This is a genomic window from Sporosarcina sp. ZBG7A (assembly GCF_000813425.1).
GTDB lineage: Bacteria > Bacillota > Bacilli > Bacillales_A > Planococcaceae > Sporosarcina.
Genome location: NZ_JWIB01000044.1, coordinates 22,615 through 34,750, shown reverse-complemented (window position 1 = coordinate 34,750; position 12,136 = coordinate 22,615). Strand labels below are relative to the sequence as shown.

11 protein-coding genes are annotated in these 12,136 nt (G+C 38.2%); 8 read left to right on the top strand and 3 right to left on the bottom strand.

Annotation, left to right across the window (positions count from 1 at the left end; genetic code table 11):
- Positions 1–68: 68 nt before the first annotated feature.
- From RL70_RS14675 to RL70_RS18235, 7 genes are all read left to right on the top strand, one after another.
- Positions 69–971, top strand: coding sequence for a DMT family transporter (locus RL70_RS14675; protein WP_039044149.1), 903 nt, complete (start codon positions 69–71; stop codon positions 969–971).
- Positions 972–1,604: 633 nt separating this feature from the next.
- Complete coding sequence (locus RL70_RS14670; RefSeq protein WP_039044148.1) at positions 1,605–2,633, top strand: DUF2268 domain-containing protein; 1,029 nt, start codon at positions 1,605–1,607, stop codon at positions 2,631–2,633.
- Positions 2,634–2,818: 185 nt separating this feature from the next.
- The gene (locus tag RL70_RS14665; protein WP_039044147.1) at positions 2,819–3,376 is read left to right on the top strand and encodes a hypothetical protein; all 558 of its coding nucleotides are present in this window, start codon (positions 2,819–2,821) and stop codon (positions 3,374–3,376) included.
- 145 nt (positions 3,377–3,521) lie between these two features.
- On the top strand, positions 3,522–4,421 hold the full coding sequence (locus RL70_RS14660) for a PhzF family phenazine biosynthesis isomerase (RefSeq protein WP_039044146.1): 900 nt from the start codon (positions 3,522–3,524) through the stop codon (positions 4,419–4,421).
- Positions 4,422–4,522: 101 nt separating this feature from the next.
- Positions 4,523–5,068 carry a hypothetical protein gene (locus RL70_RS14655; RefSeq protein ID WP_039044145.1) on the top strand — a complete coding sequence of 182 codons (546 nt, stop codon included), beginning with the start codon at positions 4,523–4,525 and terminating at the stop codon, positions 5,066–5,068.
- Between the two features lie 64 nt (positions 5,069–5,132).
- Positions 5,133–5,354 carry a hypothetical protein gene (locus tag RL70_RS14650; protein ID WP_231567286.1) on the top strand — a complete coding sequence of 74 codons (222 nt, stop codon included), beginning with the start codon at positions 5,133–5,135 and terminating at the stop codon, positions 5,352–5,354.
- A 223-nt stretch (positions 5,355–5,577) separates the two neighbouring features.
- The gene (locus RL70_RS18235) at positions 5,578–6,078 is read left to right on the top strand and encodes a hypothetical protein (protein ID WP_052245996.1); all 501 of its coding nucleotides are present in this window, start codon (positions 5,578–5,580) and stop codon (positions 6,076–6,078) included.
- 765 nt (positions 6,079–6,843) lie between these two features.
- On the opposite strand, the gene RL70_RS17635 is transcribed toward RL70_RS18235, so the two are convergent.
- Complete coding sequence (locus RL70_RS17635; protein WP_082003440.1) at positions 6,844–7,545, bottom strand: CPBP family intramembrane glutamic endopeptidase; 702 nt, start codon at positions 7,543–7,545, stop codon at positions 6,844–6,846.
- Positions 7,546–8,457: 912 nt separating this feature from the next.
- Here RL70_RS17635 and thrS point away from each other — a divergent pair.
- Entirely contained in the window at positions 8,458–9,678 is a 1,221-nt protein-coding gene (thrS, locus tag RL70_RS14635) for a threonine--tRNA ligase (RefSeq protein WP_304413267.1), read from the top strand.
- Positions 9,679–9,983: 305 nt separating this feature from the next.
- On the opposite strand, the gene RL70_RS14630 is transcribed toward thrS, so the two are convergent.
- Positions 9,984–11,321 carry an MATE family efflux transporter gene (locus RL70_RS14630; RefSeq protein WP_039044143.1) on the bottom strand — a complete coding sequence of 446 codons (1,338 nt, stop codon included), beginning with the start codon at positions 11,319–11,321 and terminating at the stop codon, positions 9,984–9,986.
- Between the two features lie 186 nt (positions 11,322–11,507).
- Positions 11,508–12,068 (bottom strand): TetR/AcrR family transcriptional regulator, encoded by a 561-nt coding sequence (locus RL70_RS14625; RefSeq protein ID WP_039044142.1) that lies wholly within the window; start codon positions 12,066–12,068, stop codon positions 11,508–11,510.
- Positions 12,069–12,136: the final 68 nt, after the last annotated feature.

Genomic DNA, 12,136 nt, shown 5'->3' with positions numbered 1-12,136 from the left:
ATATCACTGATTGAATATTGTATGATTAAATTTGGAAAATACATAGCTATATGAGTAGGAGGAGAGGGATGGAAACACAACCAGGACTTAGAGTTTATCTGATGACTATAGCGGGGTCAGTTTGCTGGGGGCTGATTGGATTATTCATCGCACCGTTGTATGCAAGAGGTTTCACGGCTTGGGATGTTGTGGCCATCAGGGGGATTTTTAGTTTTATCTTTTTGCTTCTGGTCATGGTTTTATTTTTCAGAGATCAGTTGCGCACTCGCTTAAAAGATCATCTTTTCTTCGCGAGCGCGGGGATTTTCAGTCTTGCGCTGTTTAACTACTTTTATTTCGAAGTCTTTTCTCAATCAAGCTTGTCCCTAGCGGTGACGCTTTTGTACACCGGTCCCTTGTTCGTCACGATTCTGTCTCGAATCTTCTTTAAGGAACCTCTAACGATTCGCAAAGGGTGGGCGCTTGCGTTTGCGATTACCGGTTGTGCTTTTGTGGTAGGACTACTCCCGCTAGGATCGCAAAGTATTCCGGGTAAGACGCTATTCATGGGAATTCTTTCAGGTTTTTGCTATGCACTTTATAGTATTTTTACAAAACCAGTCACAAAACGATACTCTGCGTTGACCATCACTACATATACGTTTTTCTATACAAGTATCTTCATGTTATTGACGAGTGATATTTTTGGTAAGGTGGATAAATTTCAGTATGCCGATGTGTGGATTTCGGCTTTGCTGTTGGCGTTGGTTTCAACAGTTGCCGCATATGTATTGTATACATCTGGACTAAAATATTTGGAAGCAGGGAAGGCATCCATTTTGGCGACGAATGAACCGATAGTGGCTGTACTGATGGGTGTCTTGTTTCTCCATGATCAGCTGCATGGGTGGCAAGTGTTGGGTATTGTGCTGGTTCTGTATTCAGCCATACTTGTGGCTGGAGGACGGTATCGGAAACTGAAAAGAGGTTGATAAAGTTCTAATCAGTTATAGGTAAAAACACCATGTTTTATCAATTTACTATGATGGATGTTCAGAATAAACGTAAAATCACAGTAGCTTGAACGCATGAAGAGCGGTTATACGTAGTTTACAAAAAGCTTTTAAAAGAGTGACCTCCATTTAGTTCCTTTGACAAAGGGAATGGGCGGTCACTTTTTTTGATTGGTCAGGAAGACAGTCATAGCAATTATAGCTGAAGTTAACTATTGCAACTGTTAGGTATGAATTTGTAAAAAGTTTGATTATTTGAAATAAAGTTCGATAATTAATTAGAAAATTTGATACAATAGTGTAAACAAATGGATTGTGTGGCAATGCAATAAACGGGCCATTATGAAGTATACATACTGTTGCTTTCCGCTCCAGACGGCACGCTTTTCGAGGGGAATGTCTTGAGTCTCCTCGGTCGCGAAAAGCATGCGCCCAGAGGGGTCTCAAGGCGAGTGCAAAGATATGCTCTCAACGCTTCGCTTTTGTTCGCAAAAGCCGTTCTTCGTTACGGCTTTCGCTGATCCCTCCGGAGTCATCCGTCTTCCGCTCCAAGCAACGGGGAGTACTATAAATAAAGCGTCCATTCATCAAACGGGGGATTAGGGGGAAAAAATGAGAAAATTAATAGTTCTTTTTTTTACTTTGTCAATATTGTCTCTATTAGGTTGTAGTAATGACCCTGAAGAGTCTAGTCCATCACGTGAAAATAATGGAAAGGCTTCAGAACAAGCCATACAGAACTCAGTGAAGGAAGAAGTAGCAACTAAAAAAAATGTGCCAAACTTTAATACATTCACATATAATGGTCAAGTATTTGAAATAATATATTTTTATCAAAATTTTATAGACTATGTTGAAAAGGCGAAAGAACAACCAGACAATTTAGATGAATTATATATGGAAACTGTTATAAATCCACTAGGTGGTGGAGATGGCCAATGGATTTTACAACAGTGGGGCTTTGGAACTCCGACGCGTCCGGCTCTTTTAGATAAGTATCTACAATCACTAATTGAAAACCATGATACTATCAAGGATTTGATAATTAATGCTTTAAAAGATTCAGCTGACCAGCTACAGCCCGGAGTTACAAAATACGTCTATGTTCTTCCTGCCAATCCAGATGACGCGTTTACTTTAAGACGAAACGAAGGTGTGGCAGGTGCTGCCTGGGATCAAAGCTTTATGACAATCCAAATTGCTCCTCCTTTCCTTAAAGAGAGCAATTTAAAATTTTCAGTTGCACATGAGTATCATCATACAGTCTTTTTCGAAAATAAAAAATTTGCAATGGATGATTCCTTATTAGATTTCGTCCTGGTGGAAGGAAAAGCAGATACGTTCGCACGAATCATCTACCCAGAAATTCAAACGCCATGGAGCGATTTTTCAACAGGCAAAGATGAAATTCAAACATGGCAAGTACTTCAGAAAAACGTAAGTTCAACTGACTCATTAATTAAAGATCTTTTTTTCCTTGGCGATGGAGTAAAAGGACTTCCCAGATGGGCAAATTATAAAATCGGGAACAAAATAATGGAAAGCTTTATAGACGAAAATACCAATGTTTCAATTACTGATTGGACTAATATGTCTTCCGATGAAGTTCTTGAGAAAAGTAAGTATAGTGAAAAGCATTAAATTATGTAAATTACTGAGAAATAATATCCAATCAGAACCAACTTTCATCAAACGGAGCATTAACGGAATAAAAGTTGTACCAGAATAGGGCCAGATTACGAATTAACGGATAACTGGGGTGATGTTTTGAAACGTCTTCTCATAAGAGTTTTAGTTACAATGGCTATCGAGAGGAAGAAGAATGTATGAACATCTTAAAATCTAAAAAATGCTTAGTGATTATTATTGCCTTGATAGTTTTTTTAGTATTACTAATTCTTCCTCAAGGAATTAATAAGGAACAACTTACAAATGAAATTGAAAGCCGTGGGAATAATATAAACATACAGCATATTGAATTATTGGATGGTAATAAATCTATAGCTTTTATCAAAAATGATGATGGTACAGAAAGCGAAATGTATCTCGAGAAATCTTTATTTTCTTGGAAATTCAAACAGGACTTCACCTTTGAACCGGAGGGAATTAATGAACCTATTCATCTTTCATTTTTCCAGTCTCCATTTAACAAGGAAGAAAAATTAAATACTGTTCTACTTAGAGTATTTGATAATGAAATAAGTAAAGTTAGAATCAAAATAGGCGAGAAAATATTAAATGATTTTGACCTTCTATCCAAAGGTTCTGGTGAAAGGTTTGGACTATTTAAAACTGAAAATAATAATATCTATAAAGCTGAATATATTGCTTACAATAGTAAAGGTGAAGTAGTTTATACACTTAAACCTGAAGAGTATTCCTAATAAGTGGATAAAACCCATCTTCAGCTTAAGGGGGCAATTCTAGAATAAGGATTATGCCGTTGAAGGGCCATTTAGTTGGGGAAGAACTTAGTAATGAACGGTAAAATATTACGGAGTAATAAATTGACTAATGGAGGAATGGGTTGTGAAATCGATCAAGGTATATCATTATGATGCTTTTAGTAAAATACCTAATAAGGGAAATCCTGCCGGAGTGGTTTTAAACGGGGATGAATTGACAGATGCAGAAATGGAAGAGATAGCTTTAAAAGCTGGATTTAACGAGACTTCTTTTCCTGTAAAATCAGAAGTAGCAGACTTGAAAATACGTTTTTTTACGCCAGGTCATGAAATGAATTTATGCGGTCACGCAACCATGGCAACTCTCTTTGCGTTAAAAACGAAAGGATTATTGGGTGACAAAACAGATATTACAATTGAAACAAGGGCGGGAATTTTACCAATAAAAATAAATTTAACTGTTGATAATGAAATTTATATTACAATGAAACAGGCTACACCACAGTTTGAAAAGTTTAAAGGCTCGAAGAAAGACTTAGCCAACTCAATTGGATTAAAACAAGAGGATCTTGATGATGATTTACCAGTCCTGTTCGGTAGCACGGGTGTCTGGACATTATTAATCCCAATTAAAGAACTAGAAACTTTTGAAAAAATGAAACCAGATAATAAAAAGTTCCCTGCTGTATTGAAAGAAATGCCAAAAGCATCTGTTCATCCATTTTGTATGGGAACCTATGATTCTGGCGCTGACATGCACGCAAGACACTTTTCTTCACCATATTCAGGCACGATTGAAGATGCGGTAACTGGGACGGCTTCAGGTGTAATGGGTGCATACTATGCTAAATACATAAATAACAATTCTAAAGAACCGTTAAATCTAATAGTTGAGCAAGGTCATGAAATTGATAAAGATGGGCGAGTCATGGTACAAGTTTCTAAGAATGAAGATAATTACGACATAGAGATTACTGGAAATGCAGTCTATGTTAAAGAATTCGATGTTTTATTAGAAAATTAATAGTTTGTGATGTAGTGATCTTAAATTATCGGTTGCTTTAACGGCAGAAGGTTAGTGTCTCAATCGGGCCAATTAGTTGTATTAGGAAGGAGAGTGAATTAATGAAAAGGTGGTTACTAACTGCCCTTTTAGTAGCAGTAATTATAGCTATTGTTTGGGTACTATCTGAAAAAACAAATTCATACTCTGAATCTCAAGAAGCACTATTTGAAATTGATAATGATTTGTCCATAATACCTGGATACAAGTTAAATGACAAAGCACTTTTCTTTTTTATAAAAAACGAGGAAAACTTGGGTGCTGTTTATGTTCAAAAAAGAATGTTTGGATGGAAAGTAGATACGCTGACTTGGAGTCCAATGGCCAGTAAAAGAAATTATGATAGTGATAGTCTAAATGGATTCCAAGGGCATGGTGAGAATTTGATCTATGGTTTAATCAAGCAAGGTGATGACCGAATTGTGCAAGTCAATGAAGAACAAGCCACTATACTCAATTTGGCGATGTTGCCGCAAGATGAGATAGAAAGGTTCCGATTAGAAGGTTTGTATATCTGGTATTTTGAAAGCGAAGAACCATTAACTGGTGGGGTAATTAGATTAATGAATAAGAATACTGACGAAGAATTAGATAACGCTGATTTTTAAAATTAACATGAAGGATTACATAACAATCGGGCCAGATTCAGAAAAAAGTAATGATTAGTGGGAGTTGAGTGAACTGGTTAAAACAGTAACTTTTTCATTTACCAGTAGTACATTCGAAGGTACTGAGGCAAGAGAGACATTTACTTTTGAAGAATTAGAGATTGATGAAAGTCTGGATGAAAAAGAATTAGGAGTTGAACTCGATCGAATTTATCAGGCGTGGATCTGGGACAAGATTAATGTATCGGGAAGTATCGTTATAGACGAACCTGATACATTTCAATAACGCCTGTCTTATAAACTGGGGAAGTTGCGGAAGAAGGACTATTCCCGAATCGGGAGCGATTGCAATGAATTTGATATGGTCTATATTGGAATCCAGCCCTATAATAGAATAATAAAGTAGTATTAACTATGTCTAATGAAGTTATTTCGATATTTGCCATAGTTTCTGCTGTGATATGGATTGCGGTTCCCCCAGAGGCTGTAAAAACTTCAAAAGAGATAAAATGGCGAAAAATGATAACATTACTGTCTGCAGGATCTTTATCGGCATTAGTTCTAACGATTTCGCTTTTTCAAAGCCTGACGTTTTAGTTCCATTTACAAGGGGCAGTAACGGAAGAAAGTTGTGCTTTAAACGAGCCGATTCGAGGAAGTATTCTATTGACTTTGCAGGGGGGTGTTACTTTGGAGAACTTACATTTTATGATTATTGGCAGGATTTAAAGATCGTTGTAATCCAGTTAATTATTCTGTTAGCTGTTGTCACATTAATTGTGCTAGCTATTCGGAATTTATCAAGAAAGTCAAAAGGAATGGATAAATCTACAACAAATATATTAATCGCTGTAGTGATAATGTTAGGGCTTTGGTTTGCTCTAGGAATTCTAGGAATAAATGCAGTCTATTTTGTTCCAAGGTTCATTGAATGGACTACGAAGTTTATACTACCGTGGGTGGTATTATATTGGCTAGTTAAGCTTATTAAAGTTCTGGAAAGAAAATAAATTTAGTTTAGATGCGGCCCGAGTGCTTTATATGCGATTGCATCGATATCCCAATCGGGCTAATTACTTCACAATGCCAGAATAGACTTGTGATGATTTTATAGAAATGTTCTACCTTATTTAATCTGAATATACAGAACTTTTAACGAGTTGTAACGTCCTATTATTAGATTTGAAATGAGGTGAATATTTGGGGGTTTGGTATTTCTTAATATTATTTGTAGGAATATTCTTATTATTCAAAGGGCTACTTAAAAACAAAAAGTTCGGCTTGATATTTGTTGGGGTATTATGTATTTCATTCTCGATATTTATGTTTTCGCCTGGCAGTGATGAAATAATTTCGGACATTTTCAGTTTGAATTAGAGAATGGAATGGGTTTTAAACTTAACACTTTATTATTTTCATTAATGGGTACAATAAAGGAATACAAGGTGCACTTCAATATGGCCAGATTTTTAACGGAATAGCATTTATCAATCAAATTTAAGAATTGATGTTGTCATTGTAAGAATTAAAAATAAATGGAGGATTTCAAAATGGAGATAGCACAAGAATCGACAGGTAGGAGATGTAATTTATCAGTTAGCAATGAATGATTAACTAGATAATTTGCACAATCAGAAAGTTTACTCTTACAGATAGTAAGAAAAGAACTAGCTGACAAACCTCTTTTAGAATTTGGTATCACTATTAAAACTTCAACATCTTAACAGAATTCCGCTCTTTTTATCTAAAAGTTGGATCCTCATGTGATTGGAATTTCAAGGATTCTCTTTAGAAAGCCTAACCGCTCTTACCCACAAATAAATAGTATATAGAATTAAAATAGAAACTATAACAACCGTGTAAAGTGAAGATCCCGTATTTTGTGATGATATAATAATAAAGTTATTGAGACCATGAAAGACGATTGCAATAATGATAGATTGGTTATTTACTCGTAATAGTGAAAGGACCATTCCTATAAAGAATGCATAGGCGATTTGCAACAAGGTATCTTCTAATGATTGGCCGCTGAGCAGCTGCAAAGAGTGCGTAATTGCAAAGAGACCACTGGTAACGAATACAGCAACCTTGAAATTTTTCTTGCTAAACATATTCATCATGAATCCTCGGAATACCATCTCCTCAACGAACGAAACGACTGCAATTTGAGTTGCAAGCACCACGAACAACATATTAATAGGAGTGCTTTCAATCCCTCCATTACCAATGAATAATAGGATTACTATCAGCACTAATGGTGCAGAAAATAACATGGTTCTTCTCGCGGGCAGCAGCTTGTTCTTGGAAAAGTAAAATTCCCATTTCTTTGTTATAAATAGATAACCCATAATTCCTAATGCTAGTGGGACTATACCTAAATACTTTAAAAATTCGTTGGAAGGCTCACTAATAGTAACAACTATCCCATTCACTGTGAAAAAGAAAATCACTAAAAGTTCCAATCCGATAATCTTCATCAATAGATTGAATTTCCTTTTCAAAACATCTCCCACCTTCTTATTTTATTTATAAAATTATAGTCAATATAATACGTAAGTTGAAGCAAGCTCTAACTCTTCTGTTTTTTTCAAGTCTACCTATAGTTTCTTTACACTTTTTATAAAGCTAAGAAATGACGTGCATAATATTCTGTTTGTTATAATTGTATTCATGATACGTTTTACATGGTCATAAGTTTCATTGTGGCGTGTACTAATAGTATGCTCTATAGTTAGTAATAAGCTCTGTTTACACTTTTCTTCGACGCACAGTGATCATCCATTTGTTTCACCTCTGAAATCACAAATTAAGAATTCCTCTTGACATCTCAGAAAACTCACTCTATAATCCATAAACAAAGCTTCGTATCCATATATTTGCAATGAGAAGGACATGAATCATTTCATAATTTCGCTACCAGAAAACAAGGTCATTGGCTGGAAACCTTGAGCGGAATCGAGTGATTTACCACCTTTCTGGCTAACATGAGGAACTGCATACGTGCATGAAATCATGTTCGGGAAACCGTTATCGACTTAAGCGCATGCCTGCATTTTTTGGCATGCGGAAACTTGGGTGGCACCACGACCGCATTCGTCCCTTATACAGGGGAGGAATGCGGTTTTTTCAATTGAATATTAAATGCTATGACAAGGACATGAATTATTCTTTAGTTCTTACCAGAGAACAGGACCATCGGCTGAAAGTCCTGAAGAAACGAGAGATGATTTACCGCCTTGAAGCTGACATGGAGAACCATGGAATTTCATGAAACCGTGTCCGGGAAACCGTTATCGCAATGAAGTGCAGAGGCATGCTATTGGCATCTGCAAAAACAGGGTGGTACCACGACCGCATTCGTCCCTTTCCAGGGAGGAGTGCGGTTTTTTATATATAAAAATTTCAGGAGGCGTTTTAACATGTCCATTCAATCAAAGGAAGAGCAAAGAAATCATCGTATACTCGGTCAAGAACTGGAATTATTCATGGCATCTGAGGAAGCTCCAGGAATGCCATTCTATTTGCCCAACGGAATGATCCTGCGCAATGCGTTGGAAGAGTATTGGAGAGATGAACATCGCAAAGCGAATTACAAAGAGATTAAGACACCAATTATGATGAAACAAGAATTATGGGAGACATCCGGTCATTGGGATCATTACCAGGACAATATGTATTTTTCGGAAGTCGATAATCAGCAATATGCACTTAAACCGATGAACTGTCCAGGAGCGATGCTGATTTTTAATCATAAGCGGCGCAGTTATCGAGAGCTGCCAATTCGATATGCAGAATTAGGATTGGTTCATCGCCACGAGCTCTCTGGATCGTTGAATGGTCTATTACGAGTCCGGGCATTCACGCAAGACGATGCGCATCTATTTGTCCGGGAAGACCAAATTGAACCGGAAATCGATCGAGTTTTGGATCTCATTCACGAAATGTATTCGAAGTTCGGATTCGACTATGAGGTTGAACTGTCAACAAGACCAGAAAATTTCATGGGTTCTGTTGAATTATGGGATCAGGCGGAACGTTCACTTGAAAATGTTCTTGAGCAACGGGGGATGCCGTATACATTGAACGAAGGAGATGGTGCGTTTTACGGTCCGAAAATCGATTTTCATATTCTCGACTCGCTCGGCAGAAGTTGGCAGTGTGGTACGGTTCAATTAGATTTTCAAATGCCCGAAAAGTTCAATTGTCAGTATATAGGTGAAGATAATTCGCTGCATCATCCGATCATTATTCATCGTGCGATTTTTGGATCCATAGAACGATTTCTTGCGATTTTAATTGAGCATTACGAAGGTGCATTTCCATTATGGCTGGCACCTGAACAGATTCGTATTTTACCAATTGCGGATGCTCATCTTGATTATGCGTTTGAAGTTAAACGGATACTTACAGAAAAAGGCTATCGTGCAGAAGTGGATGACCGATCTGAAAAATTTGGATATAAAGTGAGGGAAGCGGCAAAAGCCAAAATTCCGTTTGCTTGGGTAATCGGTGATAAGGAAGTGGAGAATCAGGCGGTGTCCGTTCGTAAACGGAAAGAAGGCGACCTTGGGCAACTATCGTTAGAGTCTGCACTTGAATTACTGGAATAAGCATAAAACAGTGCCCATGTAATACTAGTTTTGGAAACGGTTCAGACGTTTAGTTGATGGAATAGGTTTTATATAATCCTTGATTGTTGTTCTTTTTCACTGTCTATATCTTGATAACACCTGGAAATAATCCGGATCAAAAGAAAAGCTGAACGTATTGGATACGTCCAGCTTTTACAGATAGTTTAAGTGGTTGGGATAGAAGCATTTAGTAAAAGAGTCTAAGGAACTTGAGTGCTTACTGGAAAAAATGCTGAATTGCTAGAACCTATCCTTAGTACTCCAAGTGACTTGTTCATTGCCACTCAACGTGATTTTTCAGCATTAAGCTGATACAGCCAAACCCCGACGAAGACGACAAATTCTGATGCAGGGATGGACAGCCATATCCCATTCGTACCGAAGAGTGCAGGTAGAATGATGAGAAATGCGAGCATAACCAGGATTTCTCTAGAGGCGGTAATCCAAGTCGCCATCCTGACGTTACCGACTGATTGGTAATAGGTCATCATGACGAAGTTCATGCCCGTGAACAAGTAGGCGATGAAGAACAGATGGATTCCCGACTCTGCAAGTGTTGTGACCTCTTCAGGAAAATCACCGAACAACGAGACGATCGGGCTTGCAGCGAATTGTCCGACGAGTAAGAAGGTGACGCCTATTCCGAGTGCAGTCGCCATCGCGAGCTTCATGGTGGTTCTTTTACGTTGCTCATTATTTGAACCTTGGTAGTAGCTGATAAGTGGTTGGATCGAACTGCCTAGTCCGAGGAACAACATGAGCATGACGCTGTGCACATAGTTCAAAATTGAGAATGCAGCAACTCCAACAGTGCCTGTAGACCGCTCGAACGCGATATTGTGCGAAATCGTGAATACGGATATTCCTACTTCTGACAGGAAGCTTGGGAAGCCGATAACGACGATAGCGACAAATAATGTTTTATCGAACGAAAATCGAACCCATTTTAAATTATTGGAACGCTTCAGGAAGTGGCACGCCAATATCAGCATCCCGAGCGCTGAAGCGAGTATGGTCGCGAAAGCGGCTCCTTTGACACCGTAGTCATAGACGAACAGAAATAGATAGTTTAGGATGATATTTAAAACGGATGTCGAAATAAGTGCAACCATCGCAAGATTCGGGCCGCCATCGTTTCGAACAAAAATACTGAACATGTTTTCCACAGTCAAAATGACGCCAAAGAGTAATATGACATATAAATAATCGGAAACGTATTGGATTGTGTCCGGGTTCGCTCCAAGAAGGTAAGCAAGCGGTGTGCGGGCAAGAAATGCGAGTAGACCGATGAAGAGTGTAGTCAGAACGATTGACACGAGGGCGTGGCTGAATATTCGACGTCCTTCTTCCGGATCGTTCGCACCCATCGCCATGGAGTATTTTGTTGCCGCCCCAATGCCGATCCAAAGAGATACAGCAAGAAAAATCGAGTAGACAGGAGCCGCGATTCCTACACCTGCAAGTGCTTCTGCGCCAAGCCGGTTTCCGACCATGATTCCGTCTGCGACAATGTTTACCGCCATCAGCAACATACCGATCATCGATGGGATGAGGTAACGCAAAAAAATGCGTCCAACAGGTTGGCTGTCGATGTCATTTAGTTGTTTAGTCTGTTTACCCATTGCACAAGCCACCTCTCCATTTATATTGGTTATGATCTATTTGTCGTTGTTGATAAATTCCCTCTTTCATATAGAGGTTCATAATTCCATCCTACTTTCAATTCATTCATTGTGAAACATAAAAACTATTTTTGTTTTATTAGTTTACAGAGTCAAGGAAAAAAACCGAACAGCGTGTCGGTTTTTTTACATACGATCCACTTTTACCATTCCATACAGTAGGATATCGACAATTTCATCCAAAGCTTCTTCAACAGTAATACGGTTCTCCAAGAAAAATTGACGATCCATAGTCGCATTGGCCGCTTCGATAATCAGTTTCATAAGGAGTGGTACGTTGTGGTCTGCAATGAGTCCTTCCTGTATGCCTTGTTCGATCAGTTCCTGTAGTTCATCCCATTCGTTCAAAGCCGCATGGATGCGTGACCACTGGTCAGGATACGATTTTTTCATTTGTTCGAGTATCTGCCATGTATAGAAGTCGTTGTATTTAGGAATGACAGTCATAGTCTTCTTGATTTTTTCAATTAAGGTCAAGTGAGGACTCTGCATGATCGCTTCGGTCTTTTCGTCGAATTCTTGAAGTGTTGAGTCGATGATTGCATCCAAGATATCCACTTTTGAAGCGAATTGCTCGTACAGCGTACGTTTACTGATGCCAAGCCTCTTGGCAAGATCATCCATCGTGAATTTCATACTTTTCTCATGCACTTCTTCTAAAAAAGCTTTCATGATCCGTGCTTTCATACTTCTTCCTCCTGACGGGTGTAAACTGTAAAAACAAAAATAGTTTCAAGCGTTCAAATAGGACTATA